At 40.9% G+C, this 18,750-nt stretch carries 9 protein-coding genes; 2 read left to right on the top strand and 7 right to left on the bottom strand.

The features are described 5' to 3' along the window. Window positions 1–11 precede the first annotated feature (11 nt). The 7 genes from QRD39_RS03030 to QRD39_RS03000 form a co-directional block, all read right to left on the bottom strand. On the bottom strand, window positions 12–3,722 hold the full coding sequence (locus QRD39_RS03030; RefSeq protein ID WP_285955618.1) for a pullulanase: 3,711 nt from the start codon (window positions 3,720–3,722) through the stop codon (window positions 12–14). Window positions 3,723–3,837: 115 nt separating this feature from the next. Next, window positions 3,838–6,777, bottom strand: a complete 2,940-nt coding sequence (locus tag QRD39_RS03025; RefSeq protein WP_285955617.1) for an N-acetylmuramoyl-L-alanine amidase — start codon at window positions 6,775–6,777, stop codon at window positions 3,838–3,840. 296 nt (window positions 6,778–7,073) lie between these two features. Further along, window positions 7,074–10,643 carry a GBS Bsp-like repeat-containing protein gene (locus tag QRD39_RS03020; protein ID WP_285955616.1) on the bottom strand — a complete coding sequence of 1,190 codons (3,570 nt, stop codon included), beginning with the start codon at window positions 10,641–10,643 and terminating at the stop codon, window positions 7,074–7,076. Between the two features lie 268 nt (window positions 10,644–10,911). Continuing rightward, window positions 10,912–12,669 (bottom strand): dihydrolipoyl dehydrogenase, encoded by a 1,758-nt coding sequence (gene lpdA, locus QRD39_RS03015; RefSeq protein ID WP_021151898.1) that lies wholly within the window; start codon window positions 12,667–12,669, stop codon window positions 10,912–10,914. Between the two features lie 176 nt (window positions 12,670–12,845). Then, the gene (locus tag QRD39_RS03010; RefSeq protein ID WP_285955615.1) at window positions 12,846–14,234 is read right to left on the bottom strand and encodes a dihydrolipoamide acetyltransferase; all 1,389 of its coding nucleotides are present in this window, start codon (window positions 14,232–14,234) and stop codon (window positions 12,846–12,848) included. A 229-nt stretch (window positions 14,235–14,463) separates the two neighbouring features. After that, window positions 14,464–15,462: an alpha-ketoacid dehydrogenase subunit beta gene (locus tag QRD39_RS03005; RefSeq protein WP_002888870.1), complete on the bottom strand. Its 999-nt coding sequence runs from the start codon at window positions 15,460–15,462 to the stop codon at window positions 14,464–14,466. Window positions 15,463–15,487: 25 nt separating this feature from the next. Further along, window positions 15,488–16,459 carry a thiamine pyrophosphate-dependent dehydrogenase E1 component subunit alpha gene (locus QRD39_RS03000; protein ID WP_008534604.1) on the bottom strand — a complete coding sequence of 324 codons (972 nt, stop codon included), beginning with the start codon at window positions 16,457–16,459 and terminating at the stop codon, window positions 15,488–15,490. Window positions 16,460–16,645: 186 nt separating this feature from the next. Between QRD39_RS03000 and QRD39_RS02995 the strand changes: the two genes are divergently transcribed. Both QRD39_RS02995 and QRD39_RS02990 read left to right on the top strand, forming a co-directional pair. Further along, on the top strand, window positions 16,646–17,902 hold the full coding sequence (locus QRD39_RS02995; RefSeq protein WP_021151900.1) for a histidine kinase: 1,257 nt from the start codon (window positions 16,646–16,648) through the stop codon (window positions 17,900–17,902). Continuing rightward, entirely contained in the window at window positions 17,892–18,683 is a 792-nt protein-coding gene (locus QRD39_RS02990; protein WP_285955614.1) for a hypothetical protein, read from the top strand. The genes QRD39_RS02995 and QRD39_RS02990 overlap by 11 nt, the downstream gene beginning before the upstream one ends. Window positions 18,684–18,750 lie beyond the last annotated feature (67 nt).

Here is an 18,750-nt window from a genome sequence, read left to right as displayed (position 1 = left end):
GTTGTCACTTATTATTTCGTCCGTCGTTTTCTAAGGAATCCTAGGCTAAGAATGCTTAGAAGACCTGCTAAAAAGAGTCCACGATTTGTCTCTTCACCAGTGGATGGCAGTTGTTTATCAGTTTGTCGACCAGCTTCAGTCTTAGCCTGACCATTGTCACGATTAACAATCTCAGCATCTCCAACAAGGTCCTCTTGACTTGAGGTTTTGACAATTGTTTTACTTACCCCAGCATCTTTACCAGCGAGTGCATTAGTCTTTTCAGAAGGCTTAGCTACTTCCTCAGTTGGCGTCTGAGCATTAGTCAAATGAATAATAGTCGCTGTTAGTGGATCCAAGGTCAAGATGTGATTGTTGATTGTCACACCTGATAACTCACTAATTCCGGATAAATTGACTTGGTCATCATCTGCCAAAACCAGATAGGATAGGCCATTTGTAATCTTGCTCAAATCAAACTGGCGAGCCTTGCTATCAGCATTGATATAGACCAGGTAGCAATCACCATTAGAAGCAACAGTTTGGTATCCTAATACCAAATCTTCTTGAGCCACATTGTCCTGACCAGGAACTGTCAATAGCGTCACACGAGTATCCACATCTGCTTTTGATTTAAAATTGAAGGCATCTGTAGACTTACGTAAAGCGATTAACCCTTTGGTAAATGCACGTGTTTTCGTATTTTCTGGGAATAACTTAGTATCAGTAGCCTTAGTCCAGTCAAAATGGTTAACGGCATCACTAGAATCATAAGAATCATGGATAAAGTACGGATAGTCAAATGGATTGCCCTTTTCATCCACTAAGAGATGGGACTTATTCGGCACCTTGTCCTCAGACACCGGATAACGGTAGGCAGGATCACGGAACTGTTTGGTGCGGCCGTATTCCTGACCAGAGTGAATAAATGGTGTTCCCTGAGCAGTCAAGACCATGAGGTTTCCTAGACGCAAGCGACGATGAATTTCAGCATTATTCTCAGACTTGCTTGGATCCTTCTTGATTGATTGGGCAATAATATCAAAAAGGGTCAAATTATCGTGAGCAGCAATATATTGAATCACATCACCTGGAGAATCAGCCTCGAAGTTAGTTGGTTGTGCCTTGATATTGTCAAAGACCTTATTAATATCACGTTTGCCACCTGTAATGAAGGCTGGTGTCCCCTCGTTGGGATAACCCGATTTGAGGGTGTTTCGAATATCATCTGAAAATACAGCTACGGTATCAGTATCTTTCATCCAAGACTGATCGGCAGGCTGAACAGGGCTATTTTCATCGCCAGTATAAGTCACCCAGCCCTCACCAAGCATAATAAGGTTTGGATTAAGGGCACGTGCAGCATGGTAAGCTTGCTCGATACTTTCAGCATCATGGTCACCCATCATATCAAAGCGGAAACCATCTACCTTGTATTCCTTAGTCAAATAAGCAATCGAATCAACCAAGACACGACGGCTCATATAGTGAGTTGTTCCAAGACGCCCTCCACCAAAACTCGAACGAGGAGTACCATCAGCATCCATAAAGTGATAATAATTTGGCTCAAGATCTTCAAAGATAGCTGTCTTAGCTGTATGATTGTAGACCACATCCAAGATAACTCCCATACCGTGATTATGAATAGCCTCAACTAAATTCTTGAATTCTTCAATACGTTTAGCAGGATCACTTGGATTTTCAGAATACATACCCGTCAAAGAGAAATAATTTTGTGGATCATAGCCCCAGTTGTAGTTACTATTGCTTGAAGCGTAGGTATCCAAACGCTTCCCATTTTGCATTTCATTGACAAAATAGTAGCTTAATACTGGTAAAAGCTGAATATGGGTGACACCAAGATCTTTAAGATAATCCAAACGCTCTGCAAAGGCTGCGAAAGTCCCAAACTGGTGTTTCAATTCAGCTGAGATAGCCTTATCAGAAGTGAAATCTCGAACATGAGCCTCATAAATGATGGCATCTTCTCGAGATTTAAAATTAGGAATCTTAGCGTAATCAAGGTCTTTTGGTCCATAATTAGCAGGATCTACAAAGGCAGCCTTGGCAATCTTATGGTCAGGTCCCTTGCTAGCATCGTCACTATTCCAAGCGGCCAGAGATTTCGCATAGGGATCAAGAACAATTACAGACTGATCACCACGTTTAATGCGATATTGATAGAAATAACCTGTTAAGTTATCCAAACCAAGATCAGTCGCAAGCAAGTCAGCTTGCCAAGTCCCTCGAGGTCCTTTGTTTAGGGCATGTTCAGCAAGAACCATGTCTTGATTATTCTTATCATAGACAATGATATCTACTTGATCTGCACTTGGTGACCAAAGGGTCACATGTGCCTTACTACCATTCTCCTCTAGACGAGCACCCAATTCACCATCGTAACTGTAGAGCGCATCCTTCAATTGCCAACTTTCAGATGTTTTAAAACTATCATTGCCTAGAGTGACCTTGTAAGGTAGATTTTCTGCAGCAAAATCACCTATTAGTTTGGCTTTTTTAAGTTTAGCATCCAAGTCAAGTTGTTTAAGAGTGACGCTATTACCATCCTTATCTGTCACCTTGAGGTCTTTGAGAATGTCTTCAGATGAAACCTCTTCTAGATTGGTGAAGCTAAGTTCGATTTGGCTTGGACTAAGCTGCTGAGCTCCAGTCAAACGCACATCCTTGACAAAGTAAGGGTTGGTGTAGACTGTCGTATCAGTATCTCGTACGAAAAGCTGACGAGTTTTTTTCAAGTCACTAAATTTATAATCATTTGGTTGAATTTTCACATCATCTCCTGTTTTGCTCTCATCTAAGAGTAAAAATCCGATAGATTTAGCAGCCTCGGTTAGCGGAATGTCTAAATAGGCACCATACTTACCATCTAGTTGGAAATTGACACCATCAGGCCAATTACTTGGAGCGTCCTTAACATCACCCCAATACCAGACAGACTTATTACTATAGTCGCCATCCGTACGGAAATAATTGATACGAACGTGGTCCTGAGGGATAGGTTGATAACTGTAAACTTGAAAATCCTTGTCAATCCAGGCCTCATTCATTTGAGGACTTAGAATTTCAACAGTTTTATCTCCTGAAAGGTTCGTTCCAGCGGCATTATTAATCAAGAAGCTAAGCTTTTTGGGAGAAGCAGACAACTTCACATCCAGGTAAACACCATAATCATCCTGTTTGGCTTCTGCAAATGAGGTTGCTCCTGTTGGCCAGGCACCCTTCTGAGATGATGGTGTCTCCACATCATCCCAAGTCCAAAGACCAAGTGAAGCCTTGTCTGGACTTGGTAACTCTTGAAAATGCAAGCGAATAGTTCCGTCAGTGATAGGGTCCTCAGACGCATTAGTAAGAGGTTGACTATTGTTAGTACTTACTGTTTTTGGTATGTTTTCAGTTGTTTCATTTAGCTTGTTAGCCACAGTAGGGCTAGTATTTTCTTCTGAAAGAGAAACTGGCTCATTTTCCTTGGACACTGTGGTATTATCAGCTGTTACAGGAGCTGTTGGCGTTTCAATTACTAGACCACTGGTGGTAAGACTAGAATCAGATGGTTCTACCTGTGTACTTGATACAGATGTTGAAACTTCTTCTGCCTTTACCCCTTGAACCGCAGTAAAGCTCAAAAAAACAGCTCCAATTGTTACAGAAGCCAAACCTAACTTGTACTTACGAAGACTATAACGAAGGACTTTTTCGTTATTAGATTGAGTATTTCTTTTCATTATAACTCCTTTTGATAGCGTTTTCACATTTTCTAATATACCATTTAGATTACATTTATGCAAGCGTTTTCGTTCTTTGAAAATAAAAAGAGAACCATTAGATTCTCTCAATTTCTTAATTATAAATAGAATAATAACGCTTAATCCCTGCTACAATCGCATTGGCCAAAGTTTCTTGGTAAGCAGACGTCCTTAAGCGAGCTGCTTCTTGAGGATTTGACAAGAAACCTAGTTCTAGAAGGACTGCTGGGGCTGTTGTTTCTCGCAAGACCGCAAAGGTGCGACGTTTAACGCCCTGATTCTGAGCTCCAGTTGCGTTAATAAGGCTAGACTGAATAGCATTTGCCAGGGTATCACTCATGCTCAAACGAGTCGGATTGGCATGATAAGCCGCATTAATACGTGAAGGATATTCTGCAAAAGGTTGGTAATAATAAGTCTCGATACCTTGCACATCAGAGCTTCCTGAAGCATTGATATGGATACTGACGAAAATATCTGACTCAGATGCATTGGCTGCACGAGAACGATCTGTTAGGTCAACAAAGGTATCACTTGTGCGTGTGGTCACAACTTGATAACCTTCTGCTTCTAGTTTAGCTTTCACCCGACTTTGGATAGCCAAGGTCAAACTCTTTTCAGAAATGCCAAAATAAGAAGCCCCTGGATCATAGCCACCATGGCCCGCATCTAGATAAACAATCTTATTAAAGACATCATAGTTTCCTCGTGAGGCTGAACCGATTTTCTTAGGAGCTACCACGTCAACAGAAGTTGCACCAAAACCAACATTCTTACCTGATGCATCTGTCAAATATCCGTGAACGATGTACTTGCCTGAATTCCACTTGTGTTGGCTGGCAGAAACCGTCACCTTATAGGAACCATCCTCCTGTTTTGTAGCATTATGCCAAACAAGATCGTCTTGACCATTTTGGTCAGACCATACAGGGATAACGACACCAGTAATCCCACCTGGATTGGTGAGATTGGTGATGACAACATCAAAAGTGCCTCGATTTTTGTCGTTGTTGGTAATAGTTAAGGTTCCTTGAGTCTTAGTGATATCAAGTGTCACTTGTTTGCCTCCAAGGCCAATGAATTTACCATCATTATCAACCAAGTAGACATGAGAATTATAGAGACCGCTATCACCTTTATGGTTGCTTGAACGAACGGTTACCTTATAGTCTCCATTAGCTTGTTTAGCTGCCTTGTACCAGATGATATCATCTTGACCATTCTTTTCTGACCAGGTTGGAACTAGAACTTCTTTGAAGCCGTATGGTGCAACCAAATTTGAAATGACAAGATCATAGCTACCAGTAGCATTGTTGAGACCTGTGATGGCAAGGTCTGCTTTAGGTTCCGATAAGGTCACTTTTGTTTGAGTCGCCCCAACTCCAACTTGTGAGCCATCGTTTTGGATATAGTAAAGATGAACATTGTAAAGACCAGTTACGTTTTTGTGGTTGGCAATTTGGACAGTAACCTTGTAATTGCCATCTGTTTGACGTGTGGCTTCATACCAACGAATATCATCTTGCCCATCTTTTTCGGACCAGATAGGCACCTGAACCGTACGCACACCCTTAGGGCTATAGACATCACTGATAAGCACATCAAAACTACCAGCACCATTGTTATTTAAGATAGAAATGCTGCCACTTGGCTTAGCCTCACTAACCTCAACCACAGTCTCTGTCAAATACTGACGGTTACCAACATTATCTACGAGATAAGCATCCGCTCTGTATTTACCCGTTGAATGTTTGTGGTCCGACGCTTTAATGGTGACACGATAGCTACCGTCTGCTTGGCGAGTCGCTTTGTGCCATACCAAATCATCCTGTCCATTAACAAGACTCCATGACGGTACCAAGATATCCTTCAAGCCATTTGGTGCAACAATATTTCGAACCACAGCATCAAAAGTGCCTGTCGTAGCATTGTTATTTTCAATCGTTAGGCTGGCACTGGGACGCGATTGGCTAACTTCCACCACTTTTTCAGTCAAGTAGAAACGCTTGTTAAAATTATCTACAATATAGGCATCGGCACGGTATTTACCGGTTGAATTTTTGTGGTCACTTGCCTTAATGGTAGCACGGTAAGAACCATCCGCTTGTTTCGTAGCCTTATGCCAAATCAAATCATCTTGACCACCAACTAGACTCCATGACGGTACGAGGATTTCTTTTAAACCTGTAGGAGCAATGATGTTTTTCACTACAGCATCGAAGGTACCTGTAACCGCATTATTGTTTTCAATAACGAGACTTGCACTTGGACGAGAGTAATTAACGGAGACTACTTTCTCAGCAATATAATGTCTCTTATTTGTTAGATCAACAACATAGGCATCAGCACGATAATTACCAGCCTCTCCCCTGTGATCTACTGCTTTAATGGTCACACGGTAAGAGCCGTCCATTTGCTTAGCTGCCTTATGCCAAATCAGGTCATCTTGGCCATTGGCTAAACTCCAAGTTGGTACGAGAACTTCTTTGACACCCAAAGGAGCGACAATATCACGAACCACTGCATCAAAGGTACCAGTCGTCTGATTGTTATTCTCAATTGAAAAATTTGCTTTAGGTTGCAAGGCATCTGCAGTTTGACCTGCTACCGAATGAGTCAATCTTTCCGGCTCAGTCGAAGCTGCACTTGATACCTCTGAAACACTTGAAGTAGATGTATTTTCTGAACTTGCTACCGAACTTACTTTAGCTACTGATTCGGAAGCGACTGTCCTTGATTCAGAAGTTTCAGTTGAAACTACCACTGATTGGCTGACTTGTGGAGTACTTGAGTTTGCTACTTCACTTGTAGCGGTTGACGGAGTTGCCACAGTGGATGCTGCTGATGATGACGGTGCGTCCTTAACCAGAACTCCTTCACCTCCAAAAATATCAGCTGCCGTTGCAGCTTGATAATGACTCCCTTCAGCAACGGTAGGTATTTGAGTGGCTACCTCATCGGCACTAGCCACTTGAGTGGTTACTGCCATAAGAACAGCTGCACTGGCATAGTAGATAAAATCTTTAGTTCGCATTTAACTTTCCTTTAACACTTTTTTATACGTCAATCATTTTACCACAGAAACTGTCTTACGAATAGAGGAAAAGTGATAATTCTCTAAAAAAATAACAAAAATGAAAAAAGAATAAGTGTTTTTCAAATAAAAGACTACTCAATTCAGGTTAATTAATCTAATATTCATCATAATAACAAGGAATTAAATACAAAATAAAAGATTTTGACAATTGATTGATATAGTTCCAAGAATATACAATAGGAACGATAAAAAGCCCACAGAAATTCACTTCTGAAGACTTTTCATTTAATAAACTAAGCAAAGATTGAGAAGAATGGTGCACCAAGTTTAGTGTCCATTGGATCTGTACTCTTAACACCATGAATGTAATCCAAAGAATACCAGCCATTATTTGCAGCATTAAATGGATCACGTACATAAGTTTTACCATTATCATAGCCATGAAGAACAATTTCATGCGTATATGGATAGTTGATAAACTGACTTGCTCCTACCGCAGCAAGAACGTGTTGACCGGATAACAAAGCAGAAGCAATACTAGAGATGCTTGAAAGCATGTTACTCTTAAGCCCCCAGTTTTTACTTGCTGAGACAATACCTTCCGCATCAGTACCAGCAACTGATGTTTTATTGAATGAATTTGTATTGTAATACAAGTAATCTGCTACAGTTGTTGGTGCTACAGTTGTTCCCAAGATATCTGTAAAAGTCATCGCCAATGATGTTGGGACACAACCAGATTGGTCCATGTTGCTGACACCATACCACTTAGAAGCCCAGCGAGGGTCACGTTGAGAATAATAAGTCGTTTGTGGCTCAACACGACGATTACGTGGAGAAAGTGACGTTTGACCAAGGTTAAAACCTTCTACTGTATTATCTGTATAATCAACATAAACATGAGTCGTGTAATTTCCAGCAAGATTCTTGTGATTGACTGTAGAAACATTGACCTCTGTATGTGTTCCAGTCGGTGTAGCATCGTACCAAGAAAGGTTTCCTTGGTTGCTCTCAGACCAAACCGCCACTCGAATTTTCTGAATTTGACGCCCTTGAGGTGCCTGATCTACCACTACAGTGAAGCTACCAGCTTCTGAATTAACATTAGTGATATAGGTTTGCGTTTTAGTCTTAGCATTACGGAATTCAACTGTTGTCGTTGTCCCTCCTACACCAACTTGTGCCCCATCATTTAAAATGTAGTACAAATGAATATTGTACAAACCTGTTGAATTTTTGTGGTTAGTAGCTTGAACATTTACCGTATAAGTGCCATTAGCTTGACGTGTTGCTTCATACCAACGAATATCATCTTGTCCGTCTTTTTCAGACCAGATAGGCACTTGAACAGTACGGATACCTTTAGGGCTATAGACATCACTGATAATGACATCAAATGTTCCAGTATCCTTATTATTGTTGACTACTGAAATCGTACCAACTGGTTTGTTATGTTTAACGTCTACCACCGTTTCAGTGACATAGTAGCGTTTGTTAGTGTTATCTACGATATAAAGGTCAGCACGATAATTGCCAAGCGAATTCTTGTGTTCATTAGACTTGATAGTGACACGATAACTACCATCTGATTGGCGAGTCGCTTTGTGCCAGATAAGGTCATCTTGACCGTTCACAAGACTCCATGATGGCACTAAGACTTCCTTAACACCATTTGGAGCAGAAATATTACGAACAACTGCATCAAAAGTTCCCAATTCAACATTATTGTTTTCAATAATGAGACTTGCAGTAGGACGAGTTTGAGTAACTTCTACCACTTTTTCAGTAAGGTAGAAGCGATTGTTTGAGTCATCTACAATATAAGCATCGGCACGGTATTTACCAGTTGAATTCTTATGGTCTGTTGCCTTAATCGTCACACGGTAAGAGCCGTCAGCTTGACGAGTTGCCTTATGCCAGATAAGGTCGTCCTGACCACCAGCTAAACTCCATGAAGGAACAAGAACTTCTTTTAAACCTGTAGGAGCAACAATGTTACGAACAACTGCATCAAAAGTACCTGCTGCTGTATTGTTGTTTTCAATCGAAAGGACACCACTTGGACGTGCATAGTCAACCGATACTACTTTTTCTGAAATATAGTGACGATTGTTAGAGTTATCTACAATATAAGCATCCGCACGATAATTACCTTTATTGCCCTTATGCTCACTTGCCTTAATGGTTACACGATAGCTACCATCGCTTTGTTTAGTTGCCTTATGCCAAATAAGGTCGTCTTGACCGTTTTCAAGGCTCCATGATGGCACCAAAACATCCTTAACACCCAAAGGTGCTGTGATATTAGTGATGACAGCATCAAATGTACCATTTTGGGCATTGTTATTCTCAATAGCAAAACTTGCTTTAGGTTTCAACTGCTCAGGTGTCTTACCAATGAAGACTTGCGTTGTCGTTCCCCCCACACCAGTCAATTGTCCGTCTTTCTGAACATAGTAAAGATGAACATTATAGAGACCTGTTGTGTTTTTATGAGCTGAAGCTTTCACATTGACAGTATAAGCTCCATTGCTTTGACGGTCAGCCGTATACCAAATAATATCATCCTGACCATCAACTTCTGACCAGATAGGCACTTTTACAGTCTCAACACCATTTGGTGCCTTGACATTAGAAATGACAACATCAAAGCTACCTAGAATTGGGTTGTTATTGACAATCGAGATAAGACCACTCAAATCACCTTGAGTAGGATCTGCCTCAACACCGACATTAGCTGTAAATCGCCCAGTATAATCAACACTTTGGTCAAAGACATGTTTTCCTGGCAAAAGATTAGCCGTCGCTGAGAACTGCCATGCACCAGTTTTACCGTTATAGCGCATATTCTTAGCACTTGTAGCTGTAAGTGTTGTTGATGGATATTGAGCAACCCAGAAGTTTTCAAGACCAAATTGAGAGGTTGAAACTGGACCTCTGTAACCTAGATTGTTTTCATCCAACCAGCTGGCACTTGTGTAGAACATCAAGTTGTTATAGCCATACTTACGCATTTCATTAACCCAGGCTTGGGTATTACGGTTGATGTTTGGAAGCATGTTGGAATCTTCAAAGTCATTAACCATAACAGTTCTCTTTGGAAGGTTAAGTCTTTGTGCTGCTTCGATATAGAAGCGAGCCTCTGCACGTGCTTCTTCCTCAGTTGTGTATCGAGAAAAATGATAAGTCGATACTTGGAGGCCTGCGATTTGAGCATTGCGAACCTGTGATGGAGCTTTGGGATTATTGTACCAAGTGTCTTCAGTCAATTTAACGACGACACCACCCACACCTTGGCGGGCAAGAGCACGGTAATCTTCTACACTGATATCACCGTTATGGCTGCTAACATCAATAAAAGTCTTAGGCTGAACCCTAAGATTTGTCGAAGAGACATCCGAAGAATTCGTTAATTTAGCAGGTGTGGCAACAGCGTTGTTAGGGGCCTCAGAAGCTGTTGAATGTGCAGAAGCGGTCACACTCTCAGAGCTAGCGTTTGAAATCGCTGTTGATGTAGACGTAACAATCGTTGTTGAGTTAGCTACAGATGTTGATGCAGTTGAGGTTACAGCCACACTAGACACTTCCGAACTTTGTTTAGCAACAACTGTAGAGACTGCTGGAGTGTTAGCTTTTGGCACTTCACTTGTTGCTACAGAAGCAGGGGCTGAAACAGTTGAGCTTGGTGTTTCAGTAAGTGACGCTTCACCACCAAAAATTTCTGCTGCAGTCGCAGGTTGATAGTGGTTTCCTTCAGTAATAGAAGGTGTTTGTGTTGCCACTTCATCAGCTTGAGCAACCTGAGTAGTGACAGCCAAGAGAACAGCCGCACTAGCATAGTAGATAAAATCTTTCGTTCGCATTTAACTTTCCTTTTGCATTTGTAATACTTGAACCATTTTACCACAGAAAAACTCTCGTGAAAAGGTTATTATTAAAAATCTTCTAAATAAAATAGAAATATTATAAAATTATAAACAAACTTTCTCTCTTGATAGAAAACTCTTTAACTTATTATTCGTATTTTTCTACAAAACTATTGAAAATCCGTAACAATTTTTTCAAATAAATACAAATGAAAATGTATGAAAAAATCCCCGAACCTTTGTCCGAGAATTTTTTTCATTTATCTTATTTACGTTTTGGTGGGTTATGGATAGCTTCTCCAAGTACGTCAGCAAAAGCTTCATACATATTTTCAGAGAAAGTTGGGTGACCATGGATAGATTGCAAGAGCTCATCTACAGTCAATTCATTTTCCATAATAGTTGATGCTTCGTTAATCAATTCGGCTGCAGCCGGACCAATAATGTGAACACCAAGGATTTCATGGTACTTCGCATCTGCAACGACTTTAACAAAACCTTGAGCTTCGTTGGAAGCAATGGCACGTCCGTTACCAGCAAAGCTTGATTTACCAATCAGAACGTCACCGTATTTAGCGCGTGCTTCTTCTTCAGTAATACCACACATCGCAACTTCTGGGTGTGTGTATACAGCAGCTGGTGTGTAGTCAAGGTGAGCCTTACGAACGTTACCATGCATAGCATTTTCAGCCGCAACTTCACCCATACGGTAGGCAGCGTGAGCGAGCATCTTGGTTCCATTGACATCACCTGGAGCATAGATTCCTGGAATAGATGTTTCTTGGTAAGCATTAACTTTGATACGACCACGGTCGAGTTCAAGGTTAAGATTTTCAAGACCATCCAACTGAGGAACACGTCCGATAGAAAGAAGGGCACGGTCAGCTACAATCTCTTCACCATTATTAAGTTTAAGGGTCAATTGGTTGTTAGCTTCTACAATCTCAGAAACTCCGACAGATGTCATAATCTTCATACCCTTCTTAGCAAGGATTTTTTGAAGTTCAAGTGATACTTCTTTATCCATAGCAGGGATAATGCGGTCAGCCATCTCAACAACGGTTACATCCACACCGTATGAAGCATAAACAAGACCAAGCTCGATACCAACGACACCACCACCCATAACAGCGAGTGATTTAGGCAACTCACGCAAGTCAAGAATATCGTCAGATGTCATCACAAGTTGTGAATCAATGCCAGGGATATTGATACGCGAAACTTTTGATCCAGTCGCAAGGATGATATTACGTCCCTTGATTGTTTCTGAACCGATTGTAACTGTCTTATCTGGGTTAACTTGACCAAGACCGTTGAAAATAGTCACTTTGTTAGCCTTCAAAAGACCTTGAACACCACCAGTAAGTGTCTTAACGACAGAGTTCTTAAAGTCAACAGTCTTATCCATATCGATAGTGTAGTTTGTTGACGCTAGGTTGATACCACGACCTGCAGCAATCTTAAGTCCATTAAGAATTTCTGCATTTTTAAGGTAGGTCTTAGTTGGGATACATCCTTTATTCAAACATGTTCCACCAAATTCAGATTTTTCAATGATAGCAACCTTACCACCAAGTTGTGCCCCACGAATAGCAGAATAATATCCTGCAGGACCACCACCAACAACAATAATATCGTATTCATTGTCAGCAAGTGGTGCTTTTTCTGCAGCAGCTACTGGAGCAGCTTGGGCAGGTGCTTTAGGAACTTCAAGTCCAGCTGATTCCAATTGAGCAGTTGCTTCTGCAGCTGGTGCGCTCGCAGCATTATCAGCCACAACTTCACCTTCTGCTCCGATATAACCAATTACCTCAGTTACTGGAACTGTTTCACCAGCCTGACGAGTAATCTTCAAAAGAACACCAGAATCTTCTGCTTCAAGTTCCATGTTCGTCTTATCTGACATGATTTCAAGAAGGATATCACCCTCATTAACCACATCACCCTCTTGTTTCTTCCACTCGATGATTTCGCCTTCCTGCATATCAACACCAAGCTTAGGCATAATAATCTCAAAAGCCATTTATAAGATACCAAGAGCGACCAGAAAGCGACTGAAAATTAGGTGTCCGACACGTCAGCCTGCTGACGTAGACGGACGGTCTATTTTCCAAGCTTTCCGCTCGGGTTCAGTTGAGCCCTCTGGTTCGCCCTCTCCTTTCTATTTCAAAACTTCAGTTTTCAGATATTTTATTTTACTTAAATCAACAATTCCATTGGATTTTCAATCAAATGCTTCAAATCAACCATGAATTTGGCACCATTCATACCGTCCACAATACGGTGGTCAATAGTTAAGCAAAGTCCCATAATTGGACGCACGACAACTTCACCATCAACAACAACAGGTGTCTGAATAGTTGCTGAAACACCAAGGATAGCTGAGTTTGGTTGGTTGATGATTGGATTAAATGATTTAGTTCCAAACATTCCCAAGTTAGTAATTGAGAAGGTAGAACCTGACATTTCGGCAGCCTTCAATTTACCAGCTTGAGCTTTTTTAATGACATCCTTAGAGGCCACAACAAACTCGGACAAACTCATCTTATCTGCACCATGAACAACTGGCACAATCAAACCATCATCAAGACCAACGGCAATACCGATATTAACAAATTTATGTAATTCGATATTTTGCGCATCATCAATCAAGGATGCATTGAGGTAACGGTGTTCCTCCTTCATAAGGGTACGAACGACTGCTAAACCAATCAAATCAGTGAAAGTCACCTTCATACCAGTCTTGTTCATGATTGGATCAAGGACTTGCTTACGAAGAGCCATAAGGTTAGTCATGTCCACATCATAGTTAAGAGTAAATGTTGGTGCAGTCAAGTATGAATGCGTCATTCCCTTAGAAATCGCCTTACGCATAGCAGACATTGGAATGACTTCCACACCTTCTGGCAAGACTTTTTCAGGTTTAACTTCAACCGCAGGTGCAGCAGCAGCTTCCTTAACTTGTGCTGGAGCACTGATTGCAAGGACATCTTCCTTAGTAATCTTACCACCAAAGCCTGTTCCAGAAACGGTCGCTAAATCAATACCGAGGTCTGCAGCAATCTTACGTGCTAATGGGGTTACCTTAGGTTGAGCACCTTTGAAGTTCTCAACGTCATCTGCATGAACCCGACCTTTTGGTCCAGTTCCCGGAACCTGAGCAAGGTCAATGCCCAACTCACGCGCCACCTTACGAGCCTTAGGCGTTGCACGAACCTTACCACCTTCATGAACCACAGCTACTTGTGGTTGAGGCGTAGCGGCAGGCGTTTCCACAACAGCAACTTCTTCAACTTGCGGTGCAGCTGCTGCAGCTGGTGCGCTCGCAGCATTATCAGCCACAACTTCACCTTCTGCTCCGATATAACCAATTACCTCAGTTACTGGAACTGTTTCACCAGCCTGACGAGTAATCTTCAAAAGAACACCAGAATCTTCTGCTTCAAGTTCCATGTTCGTCTTATCTGACATGATTTCAAGAAGGATATCACCCTCATTAACCACATCACCCTCTTGTTTCTTCCACTCGATGATTTCGCCTTCCTGCATATCAACACCAAGCTTAGGCATAATAATCTCAAAAGCCATTTATAAGATACCAAGAGCGACCAGAAAGCGACTGAAAATTAGGCGTCCGACACGTCAGCCTGCTGACGTAGACGGACGGTCTATTTTCCAAGCTTTCCGCTCGGGTTCAGTTATACCCTCTGGTTCGCCCTCTCCTTTCTACTTTAAATTATATTTTCCGATACTCTCACAGTTAAAACAAGAAACACATTTTACTAGCGAGACATATCACTTAACCGTCGCTAGAAAGTTAGTTTCCTTTATTGGCCATCTTGATAATAGCAGCCTTAATCTTTTCAACATCTGGAAGAACCGCTTGTTCCAAGACACGCGCATAAGGTACAGGCACATCTTCACTTGCCAAACGTACAATTGGGTGGTCAAGGTAATCAAATGCTTCACTTTCAGTAACCATAGCAGCAATTTCGCCGATAAAGCCACCAGTCTTATAAGCATCATTTACCAACATCAATTTTCCAGTTTTCTTAACTGAGTCGAAAATCAATTCCTTATCAAGTGGAACGAGGGTACGAGGGTCAACGACCTCAACATTAATACCTTGTTCAGCCACTTCTTCAGCCGCCTTAAGAACACGTTCCAACATACGACCATATGATACGATTGTCAAATCAGTACCTTCACGTTTAATCTCACCTTTTCCAAGTGGGATGTAGAAATCAGGATCTTGTGTTACTTCTTCTTTCTTACCGTAAAGTGCCTTAGGTTCCATGAAGATAACAATGTTATTGTCTTGAATAGCAGATTTCAAAAGGCCTTTAGCATCATTAGCATTCCCTGGTGCAACCACTTTAATTCCTGGAATGTGGGTCAACCATGACTCAAGAGATTGTGAGTGCTGTGCTGCAGAACCAATCCCTGAACCAGATGCCACACGGAAGGTTACAGGTGTCTTCAATCCACCACCAAACATGTAGTTGTTCTTTGCACCGTTATTAACGATAGCGTCAAGGGCAATTGTGATGAAGTCCATGAAAGTCAAGTCAACAATCGGACGAAGACCTGTGATGGCAGATCCAACAGCAGCACCAGCGATAGCTGCTTCTGAAATTGGCGTATCTCTAACACGTTTTTCACCAAATTCAGCCAACATCCCCACTGAAGTACCAAAGTCACCGCCGTAGATACCAACATCTTCACCCATAAGGAATATATTTTCATCTTTACGCATTTCCTCGCTCATGGCAAGGTTTACTGCCTCACGTAAGGCCATCAATTTTGTTTCACTCATACTTGTTATTCCTCAACCTTTCTCTTTAGTCTACCCATACATCTTCAAAGGCAATTGAAAGTTCTGGATCTGGGCTATTTTGAGCAAACTCATACGCTGCATCGATTTGTGCCTTAACTTGGCTTTGAATAGCATCTAGTTCCTCATCACTTGCGATTTTTTCAGAAACCAAATAGTTACGGTATTTAATGATTGGATCGTTATGGTTCTTCCACTCATCAACCTCTTCCTTGGTACGATAAACTCCAGCATCGGCAGTGGAGTGACCAAACCAACGGTAAGACTCTACCTCAACGATAGCAGGACCATTTCCACCACGAACATGTTCCACAGCCTTGCCCATTGTTTCGTAGACTGCCATGACATCATTACCATCCTGACAGTAGAAACCTGGAATACCATAGGCTTCCGCACGTGTATACAAATGAGGAGTGTTGGTAGCTCTATGAATATCCATTGAGATACCATAACGGTTGTTAATGATGAAGAAAATTACTGGCAATTTCCAAGCAGAAGCCATATTGACTGACTCGTGGAAAGAGCCTTCATTAGTAGCACCATCTCCTGAAAAGGCAACAACGATATTTCCAGTTTCTTTATATTGTTGCGTGAGGGCTGCGCCTACAGCAAGGGCATAGCCACCACCAACGATACCATTGGTACCATAGTTACCTTTTTCGAAGTCAGCCAAGTGCATTGAGCCACCACGGCCCTTTGAAACACCCGTTGCCTTACCAGCTAGTTCGGCCATCATTTTGTTCAAGTCCATGTCTTGAGCAATAGATTGTCCATGACCACGGTGGTTTGAAAAGAAAATATCATCGTAGCTCAAGTGTTGAACAGCCCCAACGTTAGCGGCTTCTTCACCAACTGAAAAGTGAGTCATCCCTTGAACAAAACCACGACGAACCAATTTATTAATACGTGAATCAAATTCACGGATACGTTCCATTTTAGTGAACATCTCAAGATGTGTCTCTTTAGAAAGTTTTATCATATCGATCTCCTCTATCGAATTTTTTCTATACATCTAGAATAGGGGAAAAAAACTTTATGGGCAAGAAATATGCTTGAAAAATGAAAAGCCTTACATAACTGTCACTAATAGGCAATTCGTATGCTATTTTTCCAAGGGGTATGATATAATTGAATAGATTTTACCCGAATAGGAGATTATATTATATTGAGTGATGCCATTGTTCACGGGCTTACGGCATGTACAGCTTTTATATTACAAATTGTTATCTTCAAATTAACCACGCATAGACCCGTAAGATACTGGGTTCTCTTTTTAGCTGGAGTGGCGATTATGACTTTCAGCTTTTTAGGTATTCTCTTCCCAAAATCAGGTTTTATAGCGCTTGTATTCCTTCATTCTGTCAAATCCTTCAAAAATCTTAGACATACCATCTTGGAATCCTTCTTTATACCATTTACCTTTGCCCTAATGGTAAGGCTTGTGATTTCCCTCATTATTCCAATCTTTTTTCCTTTTGTCTTAGATTACAATTTCGCTGGCTTCTTAATCCTTTTCTTAGCCTTCTTACTTTGGTTTGCTCAGAATGCTCTTCTACAAGTCGATTATAATCGCTTAAAGCAAATTGATTCTGCCAGACCATGGTACAGATCTACGTCAGTCGCACTTTATAGTCTAGCAGTCATTTACTTTATTTCGGAATTGATTACGAATAATATCCAACTCACTCTTTTCTTCCTTATTGCTACGGCTTTAATTCTATCTAAACAAGTTACCCTCTATAGAAAAGAATTAAAAGCCCAAACAAGGGCTGCTCAGGAGGTGCATATAGACCTTCTGCAAAAATCAAGTCAAAACATCAATATTTGGTATCAAAAAAAGACTAGCCAAGAACTTTTTATCAAGGATGAAGCTGAAAATCTCTATGACCTCATTCGCTTCCAACAAAACGACGAAGCTGAGGAACTTATAGATTATTTGCTAACACCAAACCCTTTAGATAAAAAGATTGACCGATTCTACAGAAATAAGCTTGAAAACATAAAATTAGCTGACTTGCAGGCGCTTTTTGAAGCTAAATTTTTAAAGGCTAAAGAACTAGATGTCTGGGTTAGTATGGAAATTCCCGAACCAATCACTGTCTATCCTATTTATCCCTTAGACTGGGTTTATATCTTATCGACTATCTTAGATCATGTCATTGACCAAGCAAGAGACAGTAGACAAAAATACCTTAGCTTTGCCTATTTTAAAGACGAGGACAGTCAGCACTTTGTCGTTGAAAGCTCAAGCACAAAAGAAGATTCACCGATTACTTCTGATTTTAGCGACCCAGAATTAAAACGTGTCACCCACATTCTGGTCAATTATCCAAATGTTAACATTATTTCAAATACACGTGCTGGCATTTATCGTCTACAAATTGAAATTGACATGACCAAAGGAGGTTATCATGATTACTAATATTATCAATCCTCTCCTGCAGGCCATTAGTTTTATTTCTATCTGGTACCTTTATCAAATCATGTCTAAGGTTAAACCATTACCTGGGCACCTCTTTCTCATTTTCCTCTCTTACGTTGCTGGGGCATCTTACTTCAACCTTGTCAAAATCATTGTAGACCCTCTTTTCTTTCTAGTTGTTGACTTGGCTCTTGTTAGAGAACGCTCCTTTTATCATCGACTTCTTTTTGCTTTTTATCCAACTATTCTCTTTGATGTTGCAACGCGATTGCTTTCAATCGTCATATTGCCTCATGTCCTACATATCAATGGAGATGTGAGTCTTGATAATAACCTACATATTCTGACTTACTTTTTAGCTCCTCTTATCATCTTTCTGATCCTTAAGATTTTCGCTATTGATTTAGATCAGATGAGCAAACTCGATGAATACTGGGCGAGACGTAATTGGTTGTGTAGTACCACTTTTCTCGCTGTTTATTACGTCTTTTTCACAGTCATCCATGGTCTTAATAGCGTTCTTCCAACTACGAATGACCCCCAGAACTTATTTGAAATGGTATTTAGAGTGAGTTCAAATAGTATCATCGTTTTGATGCTTTACCTCGCCCTTCTCCTATGGGATTTTTACAATTGGAACGAAGCCGTCCACTCACAGTTCATCAAAAGATTGGACAGAGAACGTTTTAAATTGCTAGGGACTATGACTAACTACAACAAAGCCCTAATCCAAATTATCACCCAAAAACAAAAATTTTCAGAGCTTTACAAAAAAATCTGAAGGATGTCTCAGTAGCTTTAAAGGCTGATGATGCCACAAAAGCTAAAGATTTACTTGAGATTTATAA

It is taken from the genome of Streptococcus raffinosi (assembly GCF_030284685.1).
Lineage (GTDB): Bacteria > Bacillota > Bacilli > Lactobacillales > Streptococcaceae > Streptococcus > Streptococcus raffinosi.
This window is presented reverse-complemented; position numbering and strand designations above follow the sequence as displayed.

Bases quoted from the DNA above. Each gene is read 5' to 3' on its own strand.
- QRD39_RS03030 (WP_285955618.1), bottom strand. From the start codon at position 3,722: ATGAAAAGAAATACTCAATCTAATAACGAAAAAGTCCTTCGTTATAGT.
- QRD39_RS03025 (WP_285955617.1), bottom strand. From the start codon at position 6,777: ATGCGAACTAAAGATTTTATCTACTATGCCAGTGCAGCTGTTCTTATG.
- QRD39_RS03020 (WP_285955616.1), bottom strand. From the start codon at position 10,643: ATGCGAACGAAAGATTTTATCTACTATGCTAGTGCGGCTGTTCTCTTG.
- lpdA (WP_021151898.1), bottom strand. From the start codon at position 12,669: ATGGCTTTTGAGATTATTATGCCTAAGCTTGGTGTTGATATGCAGGAA.
- QRD39_RS03010 (WP_285955615.1), bottom strand. From the start codon at position 14,234: ATGGCTTTTGAGATTATTATGCCTAAGCTTGGTGTTGATATGCAGGAA.
- QRD39_RS03005 (WP_002888870.1), bottom strand. From the start codon at position 15,462: ATGAGTGAAACAAAATTGATGGCCTTACGTGAGGCAGTAAACCTTGCC.
- QRD39_RS03000 (WP_008534604.1), bottom strand. From the start codon at position 16,459: ATGATAAAACTTTCTAAAGAGACACATCTTGAGATGTTCACTAAAATG.
- QRD39_RS02990 (WP_285955614.1), top strand. From the start codon at position 17,892: ATGATTACTAATATTATCAATCCTCTCCTGCAGGCCATTAGTTTTATT.